Source organism: Xanthomonas cannabis (assembly GCF_040616535.1).
GTDB lineage: Bacteria > Pseudomonadota > Gammaproteobacteria > Xanthomonadales > Xanthomonadaceae > Xanthomonas > Xanthomonas cannabis.
The window spans coordinates 4,470,342-4,492,928 of record NZ_CP136580.1; the positions used below are offsets into that span (position 1 = coordinate 4,470,342).

The 22,587-nt window shown below is 68.1% G+C and carries 15 protein-coding genes; 8 read left to right on the forward strand and 7 right to left on the reverse strand.

Annotation, left to right across the window (positions count from 1 at the left end):
* The first annotated feature begins 88 nt into the window (after window positions 1-88).
* From RZV17_RS19000 to RZV17_RS19010, 3 genes are all read left to right on the forward strand, one after another.
* Window positions 89-874 carry a DUF4198 domain-containing protein gene (locus RZV17_RS19000; protein WP_355605708.1) on the forward strand — a complete coding sequence of 262 codons (786 nt, stop codon included), beginning with the start codon at window positions 89-91 and terminating at the stop codon, window positions 872-874.
* Between the two features lie 155 nt (window positions 875-1,029).
* Window positions 1,030-1,917 carry an EF-hand domain-containing protein gene (locus RZV17_RS19005; RefSeq protein WP_355605710.1) on the forward strand — a complete coding sequence of 296 codons (888 nt, stop codon included), beginning with the start codon at window positions 1,030-1,032 and terminating at the stop codon, window positions 1,915-1,917.
* A gap of 154 nt (window positions 1,918-2,071) precedes the next feature.
* On the forward strand, window positions 2,072-4,411 hold the full coding sequence (locus tag RZV17_RS19010; protein WP_355605713.1) for a TonB-dependent hemoglobin/transferrin/lactoferrin family receptor: 2,340 nt from the start codon (window positions 2,072-2,074) through the stop codon (window positions 4,409-4,411).
* Window positions 4,412-4,657: 246 nt separating this feature from the next.
* Here RZV17_RS19010 and mgtE read toward each other — a convergent pair whose 3' ends face one another.
* Window positions 4,658-6,025, reverse strand: coding sequence for a magnesium transporter (gene mgtE, locus RZV17_RS19015; RefSeq protein WP_355605716.1), 1,368 nt, complete (start codon window positions 6,023-6,025; stop codon window positions 4,658-4,660).
* Between the two features lie 612 nt (window positions 6,026-6,637).
* Here mgtE and RZV17_RS19020 point away from each other — a divergent pair.
* Window positions 6,638-8,452, forward strand: a complete 1,815-nt coding sequence (locus tag RZV17_RS19020) for a monovalent cation:proton antiporter-2 (CPA2) family protein (protein WP_123137640.1) — start codon at window positions 6,638-6,640, stop codon at window positions 8,450-8,452.
* Between the two features lie 343 nt (window positions 8,453-8,795).
* Here the strand turns inward: RZV17_RS19020 and zwf are convergent, their stop codons facing one another.
* From zwf to RZV17_RS19045, 5 genes are all read right to left on the reverse strand, one after another.
* On the reverse strand, window positions 8,796-10,637 hold the full coding sequence (gene zwf, locus RZV17_RS19025) for a glucose-6-phosphate dehydrogenase (protein WP_355605720.1): 1,842 nt from the start codon (window positions 10,635-10,637) through the stop codon (window positions 8,796-8,798).
* Complete coding sequence (locus tag RZV17_RS19030) at window positions 10,634-12,433, reverse strand: glycoside hydrolase family 15 protein (protein ID WP_355605723.1); 1,800 nt, start codon at window positions 12,431-12,433, stop codon at window positions 10,634-10,636. The genes zwf and RZV17_RS19030 overlap by 4 nt, the downstream gene beginning before the upstream one ends.
* A 63-nt stretch (window positions 12,434-12,496) precedes the next feature.
* Entirely contained in the window at window positions 12,497-12,826 is a 330-nt protein-coding gene (locus RZV17_RS19035) for a low molecular weight protein tyrosine phosphatase family protein (RefSeq protein WP_081422688.1), read from the reverse strand.
* A 26-nt stretch (window positions 12,827-12,852) separates the two neighbouring features.
* On the reverse strand, window positions 12,853-16,173 hold the full coding sequence (locus RZV17_RS19040; protein WP_355605726.1) for an ankyrin repeat domain-containing protein: 3,321 nt from the start codon (window positions 16,171-16,173) through the stop codon (window positions 12,853-12,855).
* Entirely contained in the window at window positions 16,166-16,426 is a 261-nt protein-coding gene (locus tag RZV17_RS19045; protein WP_039414450.1) for a YcgL domain-containing protein, read from the reverse strand. The genes RZV17_RS19040 and RZV17_RS19045 overlap by 8 nt, the downstream gene beginning before the upstream one ends.
* A gap of 218 nt (window positions 16,427-16,644) precedes the next feature.
* Here RZV17_RS19045 and RZV17_RS19050 point away from each other — a divergent pair, with 218 nt between their 5' ends.
* From RZV17_RS19050 to RZV17_RS19065, 4 genes are read left to right on the forward strand one after another with little or no spacing between them, the layout of a single operon-like run.
* Complete coding sequence (locus RZV17_RS19050) at window positions 16,645-17,841, forward strand: beta-ketoacyl-[acyl-carrier-protein] synthase family protein (protein WP_166744949.1); 1,197 nt, start codon at window positions 16,645-16,647, stop codon at window positions 17,839-17,841.
* On the forward strand, window positions 17,841-18,614 hold the full coding sequence (locus tag RZV17_RS19055) for a beta-ketoacyl synthase chain length factor (protein ID WP_355605729.1): 774 nt from the start codon (window positions 17,841-17,843) through the stop codon (window positions 18,612-18,614). The genes RZV17_RS19050 and RZV17_RS19055 overlap by 1 nt, the downstream gene beginning before the upstream one ends.
* Window positions 18,611-19,432: a glycosyltransferase family 2 protein gene (locus RZV17_RS19060; RefSeq protein WP_039414444.1), complete on the forward strand. Its 822-nt coding sequence runs from the start codon at window positions 18,611-18,613 to the stop codon at window positions 19,430-19,432. Before RZV17_RS19055 ends, RZV17_RS19060 begins: the two co-directional genes overlap by 4 nt.
* On the forward strand, window positions 19,429-21,051 hold the full coding sequence (locus RZV17_RS19065) for an NAD(P)/FAD-dependent oxidoreductase (RefSeq protein ID WP_355605732.1): 1,623 nt from the start codon (window positions 19,429-19,431) through the stop codon (window positions 21,049-21,051). The genes RZV17_RS19060 and RZV17_RS19065 overlap by 4 nt, the downstream gene beginning before the upstream one ends.
* 669 nt (window positions 21,052-21,720) lie before the next feature.
* Here RZV17_RS19065 and fabG read toward each other — a convergent pair.
* On the reverse strand, window positions 21,721-22,458 hold the full coding sequence (fabG, locus tag RZV17_RS19070; RefSeq protein WP_355605735.1) for a 3-oxoacyl-ACP reductase FabG: 738 nt from the start codon (window positions 22,456-22,458) through the stop codon (window positions 21,721-21,723).
* Window positions 22,459-22,587: the final 129 nt, after the last annotated feature.

The window sequence follows — 22,587 nt, forward strand, 5'->3', positions numbered from 1 at the left end:
TATTTTCGTTAATATCCCGTGGTCAGCCAGCTTCCCGCGCCGCCCCGCGCCCCTGCCGCCAGCGACTCATCCGGAACAGGGACCCCCCATGAAACTGCTGACACTGTCGGCGCTGCTGCTCGCTGCATCTGCCTCCGCGCATACCCCTTATCTGGCGCCGAACACCTTCGCTCCGCAGCCCGGTCAGACGGTGACGCTGGACGCGGCCTTCGCCGAGACCTTCTTCGTGCCCGAAGCGGCCTTCGACCAGAGCCATTTCAGCATCACCGGGCCCGATGGCCGCGATGTCGAACCGGCGCGGGTGCAGGCGCTGGACACCCGCACCGTCGTCGAACACGCGCTGGGCAAGCAGCCCGGCACCTATCGATTCAGCAGCGGCCTGCGCGTAGGCGCGCAGTTCCGCACCTGGGAACTGGACGGCAAGCGCGAGACCGTGCGCGACCCGAAGGTGCCCATGCCCAAGGGCGCCACGCTGATCGCCAGCTTCCAGTCGCGCACCCTGGCCGAAACCTATGTGAGCGTCGGCAAGCCCGATCGCACTGCATTGGCGCCGCGTAACCGCGGTCTGGAACTGGTGCCGGTCACCCATCCCAATGACCTGTTCGTGGGCGAGACGTTCGCTTTCACGGTGCAGTACGACGGCGTGCCGCTGGCCAGGCAGACCGTGGACATCAGCGAGGCGGTGTGGACCTCCGACCGCAAGCCGACGGTGCTCAGCGTGACCACCGACGCCGCCGGCCGCGCAGTCCTGAAACTGGACCACGCCGGCACCTGGCTGGCATTGACCCGCCACCGCACCCCCGCGCCGGCCGACGCCCCGGTGCGCGAGTACAGCAACAGCACCACGCTCACCTTCCAGGTGCTGGAGCAGTAGCGCTGCGCAACCGCTGCGGCGGTTGCGTGTCTTGCGGCGTCCACACACCGGTGCGGACGCATCTGCCTGGCTCAGCTGGCCGTCTGCAGGCAGCGCTCTGCCTGTCGCACCGGCGCCAAGGCCCGGCACTTTTTTCTTCCCTCACGAGGCAATCCATGAACACTGGCTCCCTGGCCGGCGCGTGTCTGTGCGCGCTGCTGCTTCCTGCCGTCGCTGTCGCCCAATCCGAGCCGCGCCCGCTGCTCGGCGGTCACGGCAACAATGTGCAGGCCTTCATCAACCAGCACGACGACAACCACGACGGCCGCATCACCGCCGCCGACTTTGCGGCCTTCCGCCGCAGCCGCTTCGATGCCACCGACCGCAACCACGACGGCACGGTCGATGAGGACGAGTACGTGGCCGAGTTCCGCGAGCGCCGCCAGCATGCGCTGGAACAGGAACGCGGTGCACAGGTCGCGCAGGGCAAGCAACGCTTCGCCGCACTCGACAGCGATGGCGATGGGCAGGTCTCGCGCGCTGAATTCGATACTGCCGGCGCGCAGGACTGGGCGCGCGGACAGGCAGCGCTGGCGGCCGCCGCCAATGCTGCAGCCACCGAACCGACGGTCGCCTTCGATCGCGACGGCGGCCGCCCGGGCATGCCCGACAGCCAGTCGGCCGACGGCTTCCTGGCGCTCTACGACGAGAACGGCGACGGCAAGGTGGGTCGCGCGGAATACGCGGACCTGCGTGCGGCGCAGTTTGCCGGTGCCGACGGTAACCGCGACGGTGCGCTGTCGATGGACGAGTACCGCGTCGAGTTCGAAGACCGCCTCAACCGCCGGCTTACCGCGCTCGAGCAGGCCGACGATCGCCAGGTGCACGTGCGCTTCAACGTGCTCGACACCGACAAGGACAAGCGCATGAGCTTCGCCGAATACCAGGCCTCGGGCCTGCGCACGTTTGCCCGCGTCGACCGCAATCACGACGGAGTGGTGGATGCCAGCGACGCGGCGTTGCCGGCGCCTGCCCCGGCTTCTACACCGGCCCGGGCCGACTGACGAACCGGCCGACTGCCCCTTCCGGCGCGGATCGACACCCGCGCCACCTGGCCCGCCACTGGCGGGCCCCACCCAGCCACGCGACCGCCCCGTGCCGCCCGCAGCCAGGTCCGCGCCTTTCGCGCCCCTTCTTTTCCTGACTGTGGACCCCACGATGACTTCGACACCGACCCTGCTGGCCCTGGCGATCGCCGCCGGCCTGGCCTTCCCGCTGCATGCCGAACAGGCGCCCGCCGACGCCACCACCTTCGACCCGGTCGAAGTGAAGGCCGCGCGCGACAAGCGTGCCTCCAGCAACCAGAACGTCACCACCCTGGACACTGCGCAGCTGCAGCAGGAACAGGCCGAAAGCATGGAGGACCTGGTGCGCTACATCCCCGGCGTGAGCATCGCCGACATGGGCCGCTTCGGCGAGAACGGCTTCAATATCCGCGGGCTGGAAGGCGACCGGGTGGCGATGACCATCGACGGCCTGTCGATGGCCGAAGGCGTGGAGACCGCGCGCGACTACGAGTTCTTCCGCGCTGGGCGCGGTGGCGTGGATGTGGATTCGCTCAAGAGCGTGGACATCGTCAAGGGCGCCGATTCGATCAGCGCCGGCAGCGGTGCGCTCGGCGGCGCGGTCGTCTTTACCACCAAGGACCCCTACGACTATCTCAAGGCGCAAGGCAACGACACCTATGTCGGCCTGAAGACCGGCTACACCGGTCATAACGACCAGCTGCTGGGCAACGTCACCGTCGCCAATCGCACCGGCATCGTCGAATCGATGCTGACCTATACCCGCCGCGACGGCCACGAATCGGAGGGCTGGTATTCCAGCACCGAAATCGACACCGGCAGCGCGCGGCGCACGCCCGACCCGATCGACAGCGAAAGCGACAACGTGCTGGCCAAACTCGACGTGGTGCCGAATGCACAGCACCGCTTCGGCGTGGTCTACGAACGCAACCGCTCGCAGAACCGGGTCGACAACCTGAGCCGTGTCAGCGCGCCAAGTTATGCCGAACGCATCGGCGACGACAGCAACGACCGCGATCATTACGGCCTGCGTTATCTCTGGAACGCCGACAACGCCTTGTTCGACACCCTGGAAGCGCAGCTCGACCGCCAGCAGACCGACAGCCGCGGCACTACCCGCATCCTCACCCAGAGCGGCACCTCAAGCACCCCCGCCACTGCGGCCACCACGCGCTGCACGGTGGCGCTGCCATGCCGCCGCGCCGAAGACCGCGACACCGAGCAGACCCTGGACCGCATCGCGCTGGATTTCGACAAGCAGGTGCACGGCAACGGCTGGTCGCAAGCGCTGCTGTACGGGGCCGCCTGGCAGCGCCGCAGCATCGATTTCAGCGCGGTCGACTACCGCTGGAACAACGCCGGCGCGCTGGACACCGCCACCGTCGACCCGGCACAGGTGCCACAGACCGATGCCGACACCTGGAGCGTGTACTTGCGCGATCGTATCGGCCTGCTCGACGACCGCCTGCAGCTCACCCTGGGCGCCCGCTACGACCACTATCGCTATACGCCGACACTGTCGCCCACCTTCATCGATACCACCGGCACGGTACGCGAGGTGACGTTCGCTTCGCCCACGTGGCAGGCCGGCATCAGCTACGCCTTCACCCCGCAGCAGACGCTGTGGTTCCAGGCCGGGCGCGGCTTCCGTGCGCCGACCACCGCCGAAATGTACGCCCCGACCAGCATCACTGCGCTGACCCGGGTGGACACCGGCACCACCGTCAACGTGCCGACCGTGGCCGCCAATCCCGCGCTGGAAGCAGAGCGCAGCCTCAACCTGGAACTGGGCTGGCGCTGGGAAAGCGACTGGGCGCGCGTGGGCCTGTCGGTGTTCCGCGACCGCTACGACGACTTCATCCAGAGCGAGACGGTGACCGCCGATGCCGGCACGCGTTACCAGACCTGTACCCGCGGCGTGTGCACCTCGCGCAACGGCTACGCCTACACCACGCTGCTCAATGTCGGCCAGGTCGAGGTCAAGGGGGTCGAACTGGATGCGCAGTTCAAACTGGGCGATGCCTGGCTGCTGCGCGCGGCCTGGACCCACAACCAGGGCGAGCTGGAAGACGGCCGCCCGCTGGACAGCATCAATCCGGATCGCGGTGTGCTCGGCCTGAGCTGGCAGGGCCTGGACGAGCGGCTGCGCATCACTGCCAACATCACCCACACGCTGGCCAAGAAGGCCAAGGACGTCAACGTGGAGAGCGATGTCTTCGGCGCGCCGGCCGAGCCGTTCCTCAGCGACGCCTACAGCGTTGTCGATCTGTTCGGCAGCTATCGCGTCAACGCACACGTGCGCGTCAATCTCGGCGTGTACAACCTGTTCGACGAGCGTTACTTCCAGTGGGCGCGCATCCGCAACGTCACCCGCGGCGATTTCTATCTGTACGGCTATGCCACCGAAGACGGCCTCGGCCGCTATAGCGAGCCTGGCCGCAATCTGCGCGCCACGGTGTACGTCAACTTCTGACCCGCGTTGCCGGTGCGCAGTGATGCACGGTCTGCCATGCATCACTGCGCAGGCTGTGCAAGATGTTCCGCAACCGCACGGCCGGGTACTGCAGCGCCTCTGCGCGCCAAGTGATGGCACGCAGAGGCGACTTACCCCGTATGAAATGCCGCCCTGCATACCGCACCTCGACCGTCGGATCTCGACGATTGCAGACGTGACGAGGGCGGCGCGCAGCTGCTCGCACACGCGCCACGCATCGCGACGCTACAACAACGTGCCGCTCAGGATCGCCGCGGCGATGCTGAAATAAATCACCAGCCCGGTGACATCCACCAGTGTGGCCACGAACGGTGCCGAGGCGCTGGCCGGGTCGAAGCCGAAGCGTTGCAACACAAACGGCAGCATCGAGCCGGACAGCGAACCGAAGGTGACGATGCCGATCAGCGCCGCGCCGATGGTCAGCGCCACCATCTGCCAGTGCGGGCCGTAGTCGTACAGGCCGGCGTTTTGCCAGATTGCGATACGCACGATCGCCAGCACGCCCAGGATCGCGCCCAGGGTGAGGCCGGTGGGCAGCTCGCGCAGCGCCACCTTCCACCAGTCGCGCAGGCGCAGTTCGCGCAGTGCCAGCGAGCGGATCAGCAGCGAGGTGGCCTGCGAGCCGGAGTTGCCGCCCGAGCTCATGATCAACGGAATGAACAGGGTCAGCACCACCGCCTTGGACAGTTCATCCTCGAAGTGCTGCATCGCGCTGGCGGTGAGCATTTCGCCCAGGAACAGCACGCTCAACCAGCCGGCGCGCTTCTTGATCATCTGGCCAAAGCCGATCTGCATGTAGGGCCTGTCCAGCGCCTCCATGCCGCCGAACTTGTGCACGTCTTCGGTGGATTCGGCGATCAACGCATCCAGCACATCGTCCACGGTGACGATACCCAGTACATGGCCATGCGCATCCACCACCGGGATGGCGAGCAGGTCGTGGCGGCGGATCAGCCGTGCGACTTCTTCCTGGTCCAGCGCCGGGTCCACGGTGACCGGCGGATTGACCTGCGCCACATCCAGGATCGATGCCTCCGGCACGCCGGTGATCAGCCGGCGCATGGTGACCACCTGCTGCAGCACGCGGGTGTGCGGATCGAGCAGATAGATGGCGTAGACCGTCTCGCGGCTGCGCTCCACCTCGCGGATGTGCTGCAGGGTGCGGCCCACCGTCCAGTCGGACGGCACCGCCACGAACTCGGTGGTCATCAGCGCGCCGGCGGTGTTGGGCGGGTAGCGCATCAACGCCTGGATCGACAGCCGCGCCTCGGCACTGAGCAACCACAGCAGCGGCTGGCGCTGGTCGGCATCCAGGCCATGGAAGATATCGGTGGCGCGGTCGTCGGCCATCTGCCCGAGCAGCGAGGCGGCCTGTTCCGCAGGCAGTTGCGCGATCAGTTCGCTGGCATCGCGCAGCTCGGGTTGTTCGAGCAGCTTCACTGCACGCGGGGACGGCAACGCGGCCAGCACATGCGCTGCGTCGTCGCGGTCGAGGGTGTTGAGATATTCCACCGCATCGGCCGTGTTGAGTTCGGCCAGGGGTGCGGTCAGTGCATCGACGCCTTGGGCAAGGCGCAGGGTTTCGTTGTACATGGTGGTTCGCCTGGTGACGACCGTCGTCGATGACAGCCGGCGAACCTCACGCCTCAGGCGCGCGCCAGCTGGGTCATCGACCCGGGTCTAGGGTGACTGTCGCTGGACATGGATAAAGGCTCCGAAAGTGCGCACCGACCGGTGATCCGGGCGGCAGCGCGGCGCAGTCTGCGCGCCTGAGTCGGCTTGGTCAATGCCCTGCGCAGGCCGTGCTCAGCGACCGTGCAGGCCCGTGCAAGTGGCCAGCGTCTGCCGCCGTAGCGCGCCTGGGCGGCACCTCGCAGCATGCCCGCATGGAGACCCGACGCCTGGAGCGTGCGCTCACCTGGCCTGTTGCAGCGCGGCCCGGAACAGGCGATGCGCTGGCGACCGCAATGCGGCGTACCGTGCCTCGCTGCCGGGATCGGGCGCAGGCAGGCGTCGTTGCCGTGCGGCCGCGTCATCTCATCGGACGGACACCGGTTGCCGGTGGCGTGCTGCGCGCCTCACATCGCTTGGTGAATCACCGAACCGAAGCGCACCGCCGGCCCGCACCGTTGCACGCAGCGCACGCCAATCCAGGCGGGCACACGCAGGCCGGCGGCATAATGAGCACCTCAACGGAGAACGTGCATGCATAGCGGTGGTCTTGAACTGGCTCTGGTGCTGATGCTGGCCGCCATCGTGGCGGTGCCGGTGTTCAAGCGCTTTGGTCTGGGAGCCGTGCTGGCCTATCTGGTGGCCGGCGTGGTGCTCGGACCCGATGGCGTGGGCGTGGTGCAGGACGCCGAGCGCATCAGCGGTGCGGCCGAGATCGGTGTGGTGATGCTGCTGTTCGTGATCGGGCTGGAGCTGTCGCCGGCGCGGCTGAAGGTGATGCGCCATTCGGTGTTCGGCGCCGGCGCCACCCAGGTGGTGGTGACCACAGTGATCCTGGGCGGCCTGCTGATGGTGGGCAATCTGGGCTGGAAGAGCGCGCTGATCATTGGCGTGGCGCTGGCCTTGTCCTCCACCGCGGTGGGCCTGCAATTGCTGGCCGAGCGCAAGGCGCTGGGCAGCGACTACGGCCGGCTGGCGTTTGCGATTCTGCTGTTCCAAGACTTGATTGCGATCCCGTTGCTGGCGGCCATACCGCTGCTGGGCGGCAGCAAGAACGCCACCCTCGCCTGGCCGGACGTGGCCAAGGCCGTGGCGGCGCTGGCGCTGGTGATCCTGTGCGGGCGCTTCGTGCTGCGCCACCTGTTCAACGTGGTGGCGCGCACGCGCATGCCGGAGGTGTTCACCGCCAGCGCCTTGCTGGTGGTGCTGGGCACCGCCTGGATCATGCAGGAAGCCGGATTGAGCGCCAGCCTGGGGGCCTTCATCGCCGGCGTGCTGCTGGCCGATTCGGAATTCCGCCATGAACTCGAATCGCAGATCGAACCGTTCGAAGGGCTGCTGCTGGGGCTGTTCTTCATCTCGGTGGGCATGGGCATCGACCTCAACCGCGTGGTCGCCGAGCCCGGCTTGATCGCGGCGGGTGTGGCGATCCTGCTGGTGGTGAAGTTCTCGCTGCTGGTGGGCATCGGCAGCGTGGCCAAGCTGCCGCTGCGCAGCAGCCTGATGCTGGGCAGCGTGCTGTGGCTGGGCGGCGAATTCGCGTTCGTGGTCTTCAACGAGGCCGACCGCGTGGGCCTGCTGGAAGCTGCCAATCACGACCGGCTGGTGGCCATCGTCGGTGTGTCGATGGCACTGACGCCGCTGTTGCTGCTGGGCATGCAACGCATCCTCAACGGACCGCTGCGCCTGCGTGCGCCCAAGTCCGAGCGCCCGTTCGACACCATCGACGCGCAGACGCCCAAGGTGCTAGTGGCCGGCATGGGCCGCTTTGGCCAGGTGGTTGCCCGCCTGCTCACCGCGCGGCACGTGCCGTTCGTGGCGCTGGAACATAATCCCGACACGGTGGAAGACCTGCGCCGCTTCGGCAGCCAGCTGTATTACGGTGACCCCACCCGCCCGGAGCTGCTGCGCGCCGCCGGTGCCGACCGCATCAAGGTGTTCGTGATCGCGGTGGACGACCCGGAAACCAACATCAAGACGGTGCGCCTGATCCGCCGCCTGTACCCGCAGGCCACGGTGCTGGCGCGCGCACGCAACCGCCAGCACGCCTGGAAACTGATGGACCTGGGTGCAGAACCGTTCCGCGAGGTATTTGCTTCCAGCCTGGAACTGAGCGGGCGGGTATTGACCTCGCTGGGACTCGGCGAGGCGGATGCGCGCGAACACGTCAAACGCTTCCGCCAGCACGACGAAGACCTGCTGCGCCGCCAGCACCTTGTCTACGACGACGAAGCCAAGGTGATCCAGACCTCGCGCGACGCCCGCGCCGACCTGATGAACCTGTTCGAAGCCGACGTCAAGGCGGATGTGGATGGCGAGCCGGCACCCACCACTACGCACGAGCGTTGAGTCCGGCACATCGCACTGACGTAGGCGCGCGCCTGAGCGCGATGAGGCTTTACCGGTCATGCCCCGTCGCGCTCGGGCGCGCTCCTACGAAGCAGCGAATACCGGCCGCTCGCTGGCGAGTGCCGACTCAAAAATCGACGAATCGTTGCGCCATCAACAACCGCGCATCAACTCGCGAAGCCGCGCTTTTGTAGGAGCGCGCCTGGGCGCGATGAGGCTTTACCGGTAATGCGCGCCGCGCTCGGACGCACTCCTACGCGGGCGCTTGTGTTGCGTGACTGCGATTCATTGCACGCTGTATGCGTGCACAGCCGCCGCCCGGCGGCGGCGCTTCTGTCGTCGCTCAGCTGCGTGGCTTGCGTGTGGTGCGGGCCGAGGATTTCTTCGCTGCTGCCTTGCTACCTGCTGCGCTGCTGGTGGTCCTGGGTGCTTTTGCCACGCGCTTGCTTGCACGCTTGCTGGCGGTCTTCTTTGCCGACGTGCCCGAGGCTGCCGCTTGCGCAGGCGTGCTGGCAGAGGCCGACGCTCGCTTGGTTGACGCTTTGGTTGCCTTGGACGCGCTACCCGTCCTGGTCGCTTTCTTGGCCGCCTTCTTGGTGGCTTTCTTCACCGGCGTTGCAGCACTGGCACGCGCTTCCGGCGGCCGGCGCGGTGGCGGCTTGCGGCCCGGTGTGAGCGCGCGCCAGGCGTGTCCGCCGTTCATGGCCAGCAGTGCGTCGGCGGCCGAGGGGCCGGCGCTGCCGGCGGCGTAGTTGGGGAAGTCGCTCGCCGGTTGCTTCCAGGCATCCAGGATCGGCTGCACAATGCGCCAGGCGCCTTCCACCATGGCTGCGTCCTGGAACAGGCCGGCTTCGCCGTTCATGCAGTCCTGCAGCAGGCGCTCGTAGCCCACCGTGTATTCCTTGGGGAACCAGTCGCGATAACGGAAATCCATGCGCACCGGCGCCAGTGCGACCTGTGCGCCCGGGCGCTTGACGTCGAACTGCAGCGAGATGCCTTCATCCGGCTGGATATGCAGCACCAGCCAGTCGGGGCCGTAGCCGCCGACCTCAGTGCTGCGGAACGGTGCCAGTGGCGCGGGCTTGAAGCGGATCGCGATCTCGGTGGTGCGCTCGCGCAGGCGTTTGCCGGTGCGCAGGTAGAACGGCACGCCGGCCCAGCGCCAGGTGTCGACCTGCAACTTCATCGCCACATAAGTTTCGGTATCGGAGTCGTCCGGCACGGTGTCTTCTTCGCGGTAACCGGGGACGGCGTTGCGATTGACCGCGCCGGAGGCGTATTGCCCGCGTACCACGTCTTCGGGCTTGATCGGGCGTACCGCTTCGATCACTTCCGCACGCCGGCGATGCATGGCCTCGGTGGTGAAGGCGGCCGGCGGCTCCATTGCGATCATCGCCAGCAGCTGGAACAGGTGATTGGGCACCATGTCGCGCAGGCACCCGGTGGGGTCGTAGAAGCGGCCGCGCCCTTCCACGCCGATGGTTTCGGCGGCGGTGATCTGCACATGATCGATGCGGTCGCGGTTCCACACCGGCTCGAACAGGCCATTGGCGAAGCGGAACGCCAGGATGTTCTGCACGGTTTCCTTGCCCAGGAAATGGTCGATGCGGAACACCTGATCCTCGTGCAGCACCTTGGCCACGGTGGCATTGAGCGCGACGGCGCTGGGCAGGTCGTGACCGAAGGGTTTTTCCACGATCACGCGGCGCCAGCCCTGGTTTTCGCGCTGCTTGACCAGACCGGCTTCGCCCAGGTTGAGCAGCACCGGCTCGAAGAAGCGCGCGGCGGTGGCCAGATAGAACAGCACATTGCCTTGCGTACCGTAGCGCTTGTGCAGTTTCTCCAGCACGCCGTCCAGCGCCTGGTAGGCGCCTACATCGGTGAAGTCGCCGCGCAGGTAATGCATGCGCTCGCGCAGCCAGTCCCAGGTGTCGGTGTCGAATTCGTCGGTCTGGAATTCCGCATCGCGGCTGCTGAGCAGCTGCGTCATCGATTGGCCCATGTTGCTGCGCCAGGCGCGCTCGCTGATGTCGCCGTGGTCCATGCCGACGATGGCGACTTGCTCGCCCAACGCACCGGCGCGGCGCAGGTTGTACAGCGCCGGCATCACCAGCCGCCGGGTCAGATCGCCGCGCGCGCCAAATACCACGATGATGCAGGGCGGTGTGGTCTGTTGCTCGTTCATGGATGTGTTTCCTCTTCGCCCATGCGTCCGTGCAGGCGCAGTGCCGCATTGACCAGGGCCACGTGGGAATACCCTTGCGGGAAGTTGCCAAGCATGCGTTTTGCCCGTGGGTCGTACTCTTCGGCGAGCAGGCCCACGTCGTTGCACAGTCCGAGCAGGCGCTCGAGCAATGCGCGCGCTTCGTCGGTACGACCGACCAGCGCGAAATTTTCCACCAGCCAGAAACTGCAGGCCAGGAAGGTGCCCTCGCCCGCCGGCAGGCCATCGGCGCTGTCGTCGGCGCGATAGCGTTGGACCAATCCGTCGATGGTGAGCTCGCGCGCGATCACATCGGCGGTTGCCGCGATGCGTGGGTCGTCGGCCGGCAAAAAGCCGACGATGGGAATCAGCAGCAGCGATGCGTCCAGGCGGTCCGAGCCATAGCTCTGCACGAAGTGCCCGTCCGGGTGCACGCCCTTCTCCAGCACTTCGGCGCGGATCTCCTCGGCGATGCGGCCCCAGTGCGCGCGTTTTTCCGCAGTGGCATGGGTAATGCCATCGCGGGTGCCGCAATCGAAGGCCAGCCAGGCCATCACCTTGGAGTGCACGAAGTGGCGGCGCTCGTCGCGGATTTCCCAGATGCCTTCATCGGGTTGGCGCCACAGCGTTTCCAGCGTGTCGAGGATCTTTTCCAGCAGCGAAGCAGAAGAACCATCGTCATCGGACGGCGGCGCCACGCCTTTTTCACGCGCGTAATGGAAGGCGCCAATCAGCTCGCCGTAGACATCGAGCTGGAACTGATCCACCGCGCCGTTGCCGATGCGCACCGGGCCGGAGTTCTCGTAACCGGGCAACCAGTGCGCCTCCCATTCCTGCAGGCGGCGTTCGCCACCAATGCCGTACAGCGCCTGCAGTTGATCGGGCGAACCGGCGATGGTGCGCTGGACCCAGTCGCGGAACGAGGCAGCTTCGTCGCGATAGCCGGCCTGCAGCAAGGCGATCAGCGTGAACACCGAATCGCGTAGCCAGCAGTAGCGGTAATCCCAGTTACGCGTGCCGCCCAGATGCTCGGGCAACGAGGCGGTGGGCGCGGCCACGATGCCGCCGGTGGGCAGATAACTCAGCCCCTTCAACACCACCAGCGAGCGGCGCACCTGCTCGGTCCACGGGCCGACGTCGGTACAGCGGCGCGCCCAGCCATGCCAGAACGCGGTGGTGCGTTGCAGCGCCTGCTCCGGGTCGATCGCCGGTGGCGTGGGCTGGTGCGAAGCGCCATGGCTGAGCAGGAACCAGGTGCTCTCGCCGTCGCGCAGGGTGAAATCCGCTTCGGTGCCCATGTCCTCGCCGTGCAGCGTCTGCGGCGAGCGCAGTGCGAGCTGATCGGGGCCGGCGATGGCGCGGATGCCGTCGTCGATGCGCGTCACCCACGGCACCGTGCGGCCGTAGTTGAAGCGGAAGGTCAGGCGCATGTGCATGGGCACTTCGCCCTGCACGCAACGCACGATGCGCACCAGGTGCTGATGCACCTCGCCGTCTTCGCTGGCCACCATGAAATCGGTCAGCTCCACCGTGCCGGTATCGGTGCTCAGCCGCGTGCACAACACCAGGCTGTCGTCTTCATAGGCACGTTCGCTGCGGAAGTCCGCTGCGGGCGCCAGTGCCCATTGCCCGTGTTGCTCGTCGCCCAGCAACGAGGCGAAGACCGCATCGGAATCGAAGCGTGGCAGACACAGCCAGTCGATGGTGCCACGGTGGTCGACCAGGGCCGCGCTGTGGCAATTGCCCAGCATGGCGTGGTCTTCGATACGCACGCTCATCGTATGGGCGCTTCCTTCCGGCGAAAGAACATGCAGTCTTGCATGTGCGGTGTCGGGATCAGGTTACGAATACGCCGGCAAGCGCAGCAACGGTGGCACCGTGTGTTCCAGCCGACGGATCAGTGCCGGGTCCATGTAGGCGTAGTCGTCGGGAATCTGCAGCGACAGCACGCGGCAATGGCGCAGATGCGCGGCGAAGCGTTTGCGCAGCAACTGCAGATGGCGGCGCTCCATCACCAGCACCAGCTCGGCCTCGTGCAGCAATTCGGGGGTGACCTGTACTTCGGCATCGGCAGCCAGACCGGCCGACTGGGTCTGCACGCCGGGCCAGTCGGCGAACACGCGCTCGGCAGTGGGGCTGCGCAGGCGGTTGCGGCTGCACACGAACAGCACCCGCAGCGGTTGCCCGCCGCGCCGGCTCAGCGGCCTTCGCGCAGGAAGCGCGCCATCGACGACACGCCCGGCAGCGCCGGTTCGAACTGGCCGGCCACATCGATGAAGCCGCGCATGATGGCGATCTCGCGCGGGGTGCGGTTGAGCGCATCACGACGATCGGCGTCGGCACCGGCGCGCAGCAGGCGCTGCACCAGCAGCGGCAGCCCGTGCAGTGCGGCCAGATGCAACGGGCCGAAGCCACGCTGGTCGGCCACATCCAGCGAGACGTCTTCGTCCAGCAGGCGTTCGACGCCGGCCAGCACCACCTTCTCGTCGCAGGCGGTGCCCGGTTCGGCACGCGCGCCCAGCAGCAGCAGCAACGGGCTGACCCGGCCGCCGGCCAGATGGTCCGGGTCGGCACCGGCCAGCAGCACGGTATCCAGCAGGGCCAGCAGGCGGGTCTTGTCGCGCGCGGTGAAGCCGTACAGCGCCGCGCAATGCAGCGGCGCCAGCCCCTGATCGTCGGTGGCATGCACATCGGCTGCCGCGGTGAGCAGGCGCGCCACGATGTCCGGCAGGCCCAGCGCGCAGGCCAGCATCAGCACGGTGACCCCGCCCGGCAGGCGGTGCTCGATCTGTGCGCCGGCCTGCAGCAAGGCGGCCACGATCTCGGTCTGGCGCATGCTCACCGCCGCCGACAACGGGGTGGCGCCGCTGTTGGCGGCGCGCTGCGGATCGGCGCCACGGCCGAGCAGATGCGCCACCACGCCAAGATGGCCGCCACCGGCCGCACGCAGCAGCGCGGTGCAGCCCTGCGCGTCGACGGCATCCACCGGCAGGCCCAGGTCGATCAGGCGACGCACTGCGTCGGTGTCGCCGGTCATCGCCGCGGACGGCACATCGGCCTCGCGCAGCGTGCGGCGCGGCAGCGACCAGATCCGCCAGTCCAGCCAGTCGGCCAGATCGCGGCGGCCGATCGACAACGCCACGCCGAGCGGGGTCTGCCCGTCGGCAGCGCGCGCTTCCGGCGAGGCGCCCTGCTTGACCAGTAATTTCAGCGACGCGTCGCGGCCCAGCGCGGTGGCCAGATGCAGTGCGGTCATGCCATGGCTGTCGCGCGCTTCGCGGTCCACCCCGTGCTCCAGCAGCCACTGCTGCAGGCGCAGCCAGCCCAGCCGCACCGCCAGCGACAACGGTGGGTCGCCCGCCGCCGACGGCGCGAACGGGTCGGCGCCGCGGTCGAGCAATTCCAGCGCGAACTGTTCCAGCCCGCGCGACGCGGCGTCGTGCTGCACGCAGGCACTGAGCAGCCGGGTCAGCCCACCGGCGCCGGCCGGCGACACGCCATGGCGCAGCAGGGCCTGCATGGCCGGCACCGCCTCCACGCCGCGCGAGAGCAGCGCAAACATGGGCACATCGCCGCAGGCATCGCGCACTTCGGCATCGGCGCCGTGGCGCAGCAGCCAGTCGACCGCATCGGCATTGAGCGCCAGGTGCGCGTCGTGCAGCAAGCCGCCGAGTTCTTCCGGGCCGCACAACCGCGCCAGGGCGGTCAGGCCGTCACGCTGGCCGAACTGCAGGCCTTCGCGCAGCAGCACCAATGGCGGGCGATCCGGCAGCACGGTCACACCCGGGGTGTCGCCCGGGGCGTCGCTGACGGCGGCCGGCAGCGGGTAGGCCGGATCGAGCAACTGCACGATCGCCCAGCGCCCGGCTTCGGCCGCCACGTCCACGGCGCGACGGCCATGCACATCGGCCGCGTCGGCCGGCACCTGCAGATCCAGCAGGCGGCGAATCAGCGCCGGCGAGACGCTGTCGGCGGCGCAGGCGAGCATTACCGCATTGCGGCTCTCGCCATCGACGGCCAGGACATCGGCCTTGCGCGCCACCAGGCGTTCGAGCACCGCGCTACGCGCCTGCCGCGCGGCGTCCAACAACGGCGTGCGGCCGAGCAGATCGCGCGCTTCCAGGTTGGCCCCGGCCGAGAGCAGCGCCTCGACGATGTCGCCATGGCCCGCCAGCGCGGCTTCGTGCAGGGCGCTGCGGCGCTGCCGGTCGCGCGCATCCACACGGGCCTTGTGCTTGAGCAGTAGCTGCACACCGGCCGGGTCGTCCTCTTCGGTGCCGGCGGCAGCCAGCAGCACCGGTGCGCCGCCATCCGGTTCGGAATGGGCACCACGCTCCAGCAGGAATTTCGCCAGCCGCCAGTTACCGACCTGGCAGGCCATTGCCAGCGGCGAGTGGCCGTCGTTGTTGAGCGCATCGAGTTCGGCGGCGGCATCGCGCAACAGCGCGGCCACGCCGGGGTCGGAACTGCGTACCGCATGGTGCAACGGGGTGTTGCCGTCGTTGTCGCTGGCGCGCGGGTCGGCGCCATTGGCCAGCAGGGTCATCACCGCATCCGGGCGGCCATGCCAGCTGTCGCGGGTGGCGGCCAGCAGCGGGGTCATGCCGCGGTGCGGCTGGTTGACGTCCACGCGCCGCACGATCAACTCGCGCAGCAGGCGCAGGTCCGGCAGCACCGCCGCCAGTGCCGGCAGGCTGCGTTGGTCGCGCCATTCCGGCAGCGGCATCGCCTGCGGGTCGGCACCGGCCTCCAGCAACTGCAGCGCGCGATCCACCCGGCCGCTGCGCGCGGCCTCGAACAATTCGGGCACCAGCTGATGCTGGGCCACCGGCTCCAGCGGGCGCGGCTCGGCGGCGGCCTCATTGAAGAAATCGGCCGCCTGGCGTGCCACCGGCGCATCGCTGCGGGTCGGTGCGGCGGTGCGTTGCAGCAGCAGGTGGGCGGCCGGCAGCAACGCGGCGGCGGCAATCGCCAGGCCCCAGCGCAGGCTGTCGGACAACCAGCCCGGCCAGGCCAGCGCCACCCCCAGCGTGCACACCGCCAGCACCAGCGCGGCCGCCAGCAGGCCACGCCAGGCATGCAATTCCTGCGTGGCCAGCGCATGCCAGCGCGGCGCCAGCGCGCCACCGTCGCGCTCGACCTCGCCCCACAACGGCCAGGTCCGCCACAGGCCCAGCAACGCGGCGCTGATCGCCACGCTCAGCGCCAGCGCCGCGGCCAGGCTGCCGCTGTCGCGCAGGGCGGTCAGCGGCCAGCTGATCAGTGCGGCCAACGCCAGCAGCCCGACGCCCCAGATCGTCAGCAACGGTGGCAGCGTCTGGGCAATGGCACGCGGCTGGGTCGCCAGCGCGCGGCTGCCGCGCGCCCACGACACCGCCAAGGCAAAGGCCGGCTGGGCCAGCCACAGACTCACCGCGGCAATGCCGCCGCCAAACCCGCCCAGCAGGGACAACCCCACACCGGCGGCGCCAGCCAGTGCGGCGGCGCGCACCCGCGCGGCACGCTGCGGCTCAGTCATGGTCGCACTCGCCCGCCAGCACCACCGTCTTGGGTAGCTGCAGATAGAACCCGTGCTTGCCAAGCGCCTCGCGCACGGTGGCCGCATCGGCCTGCGCCAGGCGCCGCTCAGGCGTCAACGCCACCTCCAGCACGAAGGTCAATGGCGCCAGCTGCGTGTGCACGGCAGCGGGAAGACCGGAGAAGTCGTCACGCGTGGCGAGATAGACGAAGGTGTCCTGCTTGCGTTGGCTTTTATAGACGTAGGCGTGCATGCGCGCGTGATCGCGCTCGTAAGAGAGGTGGGCCGCAGGATTGTGTCCCAATTGCGGCGACGGCGAAAGCGCGGAAGCTGCGAAAAATCCCAGCTGCGTCAGCGACATGACCGGCGCGTTCAGTTGCGCCATCGACGGGGTCCAGCCACGCCATCGATATACTGCGAGCACTTTTTGCCAGCCAGACCACCGTGAGCCAAGCGCAGCATTCGTCCCAGATGGCCCCGGTCGCCGTCACCGCCTTCACGTCCACCACCGCGCTCGGTGCGGGTCTCGCGGCCCAGGCCGCCGGCCTGCGGGCGCAGCGCAGCGGCCTGCGTCGCAACGATTTCGGGCCGCAACCGCTGCCCTGCTGGATCGGCCGCGTCGACGGCGTGGAAGACGTGGTCCTGCCCGCCGCATTGCAAGGCTGGGACTGCCGCAACAACCGCCTGGCCTGGCTGGCCCTGCAGCAGGATGGCCTGCTGGACGCGGCGCAGGCCGCCGCGCAGCGCTACGGCGCCGAGCGCGTGGCGGTGATCATCGGCACCTCCACCTCCAGCATCGGTGCCAGCGAAGAGGCCTATACACGGTTGGTGGAAGACGCCGACGGCGCGCGCTTCCCGCCCGATCTGGAGCGCCCGATCGTGCACACGCCGCATTCGCTGGGCGACTTCGTGCAGCACGCCACCGGCCTGCGCGGCCCCAGCGTCACCGTGGCCACCGCCTGTTCGTCCAGCGCCAAGGTGTTTGCGCAGGCAGCGCGGCTGATGGCCGCCGGGGTGATCGACGCGGCCCTGGTCGGCGGCGTGGACACGCTGTGCGGCAGCGTGCTTTTCGGCTTCAACTCGCTGCAGGTGGTGGCGCCGGAGATGTGCCAGCCGTTCGACGCACGCCGGGTCGGGCTGAGCCTGGGCGAGGCCGGCGGTTTTGCGCTGGTCGAACGCACCGAGGCGGCACCGGACGCGGCGCTGTGGCTGTATGGCTATGGCGAATCCAGCGATGCGCACCATATGTCCGCCCCGCATCCGCAGGGCCTGGGCGCGCAGCTGGCGATGCGCGGCGCGCTCGAACGTGCCGGCCTGGAGCCGGGTGCGGTGGGCTATCTGAACCTGCACGGCACTGCCACCCCGGCCAACGACAGCGTGGAAGCGGCCGCGGTGGCGGCGATCTTCCCCGATACCCTGCACGCCAGTTCGACCAAGGCCTGGACCGGGCACACCCTGGGCGCGGCCGGCATCGTGGAATCGGTGATCGCACTGCTGGCGCTGCGCGACGACCTGCTGCCGGGCACGCTCAACAGCGAGGTGCCCGACCCGGCCTGCGGCCCGCAGATCCGTTTCGACACTGCCCACTCCCGGATCGATTACGCAATGAACAACTCTTTCGGTTTTGGCGGCAACAACTGCTCGCTGCTGTTCGGGCGGGCACGCTGATGCTGACCGCCACCATCGAAGGCATCGGCTTCTGGACCCAGGGCCTGCCCCACTGGGAGGCCGCGCAAGCCTTCGTGCACGGCGGCGCGCTGCAGGACACCCCGGCGCGTCCGGCGCCGCAGCTGCTGGCCGCCAATGAACGCCGCCGCGCACCGGACACGGTGGCGGTGTCGCTGGAAGCCGCGCTGGCCGCCTGCACGGCCGCCGGGCGCGCCCCGACCAGCCTGCCCTCGGTCTTCACTTCCACCCACGGCGATCTGGCCATCACCGATTACATGTGCACCACCCTGGCCAGCGACCCGCTGGCCATCTCGCCGACCAAGTTCCACAACTCGGTGCACAACGCCGCGGCCGGCTACTGGACCATCGGCGCCGGTGCGATGACCCCGACCACCGCGATCAGCGCCAACGCGGCCAGCTTCGCGCAAGGCCTGCTGGAAGCGCTGGTGCAGCTCACCGACGGCGTGGATGCGGTGCTGCTGGCCGGCTACGACGCGCGCTCGGTCGGGCCGCTGGGCCGGATCTCGCCCAGCCAGGGCATGCTCGGGGGCGCGCTGGTGCTGGGCCGTGCCGGCCAGGCCGGCAAGCCGCAACTGCAGGCGCGGCTGGACGACGGCGTGCCCTCGCCAGCCGAGGGACCGTTGTCGCGGCATGTCGCCGGCAACGCAATGGCGCCGATGCTGCCGCTGTTCGAGCTGTTGGCCGGCGCTGGCAAGGCCGTGGCACTGCATGCCGGCCCTGGCCGCGTGCTGCATGTGGAGCTGCAACGATGAGCCGGGTACCCCTGAGCCGCGAGGACACCGCCATCCTGGTGCCGGCCCTGAACGAGGCATTGCGCATACGCGAAGTGGTGACCGATGCGCTGACCTATTGCTCGCATGTGATCGTGATCGACGACGGCTCCGACGACGGCACGGCCGATTGCATCGCCGACCTGCCGGTCATCCTGATCCGCCACCCGCAGCGCAGGGGCAAGGGCGCCGCGCTCCGCAGCGGGTTTGCACGCGCCCAGCAGATGGGCATGCGGGCGGTGATGACCATGGACGGCGACGGCCAGCACAAGGCCGCCGACTTCCCGCGCCTGCTGGCGGCGGCCAACCGCCATCCCGGCTGCGTGATCGTCGGTGCACGCATGCGCAAGCGCGCCACCCAGCCCACCATCCGCCGGATCGGCAACGACTTCGGCGACTGGGGCATCGCCTGGGCCTGCGGCTTCCAGCTGGTGGACAGCCAGAGCGGTCAGCGGCTCTACCCGGCCTCGGTGTTCACCCTGCCCGACGTGCCCGGCGAAGGCTTCGTGTTCGAAGCGCAGTTGCTGATTTCGGCCGCGCGCCAGGCCGGTGCGCGCGTGGTCGCGGTGCCGATCGAAACCCGCTACGCCGGCAGTGCGCCCGGCACCTTCCGCAAGAGCCACTTCCGGCTGGTGCGCGACCTGTGGGAAATCACCTCGCACGTGGTCGTCCAGGCCTGGACGTATGGGCACATCTGGCGCGAATACCGCAACGTGCGCGCCAACCCGGTGATCGTTGACGATGCCGACGGCGAATTTGCTACTGTGCCGGCGGTCACCAAGAGCAACCCGTCCCCATGAATGCACAGCGTACCGATGTCGTCATTACCGGTGGTGGACTGGCCGGCCTGAGCCTGGCCCTGCAACTGAAGCAACGCGATCCGGAGCTGGCGATCACCGTGCTGGAGCGCCGCGCGCACCCGGTGCGCGAGGCCGCCTTCAAGGTCGGCGAATCCACGGTGGAAATCGGCGCGCATTATTTCGCCGATGTGCTGGGCCTGCGCGAGCATCTGGAGACGGAGCAGATCCGCAAGTTCGGCTTCCGCTTCTTTTTCTCCGACAAGCGCGACGACATCGACCGCTGCACCGAACTGGGCGTGAGCAAGATCCTGCCGACACCCTCGTGGCAGATCGACCGTGGCCGCTTCGAGAATTTCCTCGGCGAGCGCGCCCGCGCGCAGGGCATCACCTTTCTCGACAGCTGCAGCGTCAAGGGCGTTGAATTGTCCGGGGACGAGGCCGATCACGCGGTGCGTTACGAACAGGCGGGCGTGCAGACGACGCTGAGCGCGCGCTGGGTGGTGGATGCCAGCGGACGCGCCGGCCTGCTCAAGCGCAAGCTCGGCCTGGCACAGGACAACGCGCACAACGCCAACGCCGTGTGGTGGCGCGTGGAAGGGCTGATCGACCCCAATGGCTGGTCGCAGGACAGCAGCTGGTTGCAGCGCTGCACCCCGCCCGATCGCTGGCGCTCGACCAATCACATGTGCGGGCCGGGCTACTGGTTCTGGCTGATCCCGCTGTCCTCGGGCGCGCATTCGCTGGGCATCGTCTGCGATGCGGACATGCATCCGCTGGAGACGATGAACACCCACGACAAAGCCATGGACTGGCTGCGCCTGCATCAACCGCAGGTGGCCGCCACGCTCGACAAGGCCGACTACCGGCTGCAGGACTTCCTGTTCCTGCGCAAGTTCTCCTACGGTTGCAAGCAGGTGTTTTCATCGCAGCGCTGGGCGCTCACCGGCGAGGCCGGGTTGTTCCTGGACCCGTTCTATTCGCCCGGCACCGACTTCATCGCCATCTCCAACACCTACATCTGCGAACTGATCGGCCGCGATCGCGCCGGCAAGTCGCTCAGCCCGTATGTGGAGCTGTACCAGCAACTGTATTTCTCGTTCTACGAAAACACCCTGACCCTGTATCAGGACCAGTACGCACTGTTCGGCGACGAGCAGGTCATGCCGGTCAAGGTGATCTGGGATTACACCTACTACTGGTCGCTGCTGGCGCCGCTGTTTTGCGCCGGACGCATCGCCGACCTGAGCCTGCTCTCGCGCATGAAGGCAGATTTCCTTTACGCGCGCGACATGAATCTGGCCATGCAACGCGTGCTGCACCACTGGGGCGTGCGCAATACCGAACAGGGCATCACCGGCGGCGAAGGACGCCTGCTGGATCAGTACCTGATCGGCTGGTTCAACGAACTCAATGGCGCGTTGAACGACACCCTGGACGACGACGCATTCGTCGCACGCATCCACGCCAACGTGGCGCAGATGGCAGTGCTGGCCCGCGAAATCCTGCAGCAGGCACGCCAGCGCCACCCGGACCTGCCCGACCACGACCTGGATGCGCTGACCGCCAATGCCAGCGGCGCGCCGATCCTGACGGCCACGTGGTACGCCGACGCGGCGTGAGCTTGAGCGAGCGCGCCGATACGCGGTGAGTTGTGGCGGACGTCGCGTGCGAGACGCCCGCCAGACAGTTAGGCGGCTGCTTTATTGAAAGCCCTGCGGACCGACCATCTCGACTGGTCCTTGCCCGCCCACCGTCGCGGGACCTTGAGCGGCATGGATGCCGCGCCAGAGCCTACAAGGACGTACTTGCGGCGTGTCCTGCGATGGTGGGTGGGCAAGGACCCTGCAGCAGAGGCGCAGACCATCCGCTCTGCGCCTGATCTGTCGGGATCGAGCAATCAGGTCGAGATGCCTGCACTGCGCGTATCGCGATCACTTGGCTCTTGAAGTCTGGTCGAGGGCGCGGCGCCCTCACCGATTGCGGGACACGCCGTGAATCCGTACGTGGAGGCTCGGTGGCGGCATCCATGCCGCCACACGGTCCCGCAATCGGCGAGGGCACCACGCCAGACGGTTGGTTGGTGGGTTTGTTGAAAAACGAAGATGCCTCGTCGCCAGCTTGCAGGCTGCTTGAAACCTGTGCGCACCGACCATCCTCACTGGCCTTGTCCGTCCACCGTCGTAGGACCCGTGGCGGCATGGATGTCGCCACGGAGCTACATGGACGTACTTGCAGCGTGTCCTGCGATGGTGGGCAAGCGCCAAGCGCCTGCGTTTTGCCAGCCGCCCTCAGCCCATCCCACCATTGACGCCAATGACCTGGCCATTGATGTAACCGGCAGATTCCGAACACAGGAAGGCGACCAGCGCGGCGACTTCGTCGGGTTTGCCCACGCGCCCGGCGGGTACCAATTGCTTGATCACCTCCGGCGCAAAACTTTCGCCGACCATCTCGCTTTCGATCACGCCGGGCGCGACGACATTCACTGCGATTCCGCGGCTGGCCATCTCGCGCGACAACGATTTGGTCGCGCCATGCAAGGCCGCCTTGGCGGCGGCGTAGTTGGTCTGCCCGCGATTGCCCAGCACCGCCGCCACCGACGACACACTGACGATGCGGCCCCAGCGCGTGCGCGCCATCGGCAGCAGCAACGGTTGGGTGACGTTGAAGAACCCGTGCAGCGAGACATCGATGACGCGATGCCACTGCTGCGCATTCATGCCCGCCATCGGTGCGTCGTCATGGATACCGGCGTTGTTGACCACGATCTGGATCGGCCCGGCTTCCAGCAACTGCTCCAGCGCCGTACCGCTGGCCTGCGCATCGGCCACATCGAACGCCACCGCCTCCGCGTGGCCCCCGTCGGCCACGATGGCGGCCACCACGGCTTCTGCGCGCGCAAGATTGCGATTGGCATGCACGATGACATGCCGCCCCTGCGCCGCCAGCTGGCGGCAGATCGCACCGCCAAGATCGCCGCTGCCACCGGTCACCAGTGCACGACGCTGCGGAATGGATGTGCTCATGACAGTCCCGATAAAGCCGCGTAAAAGACGGCGGAAAGAGCCTCATCCTAACGACTGGCAGCAGGCGCAGGAATAGAGCGCCCGCATCGATCGCCCACATTCGGTAGGAGCGCGCTCGCGCGCGATGGG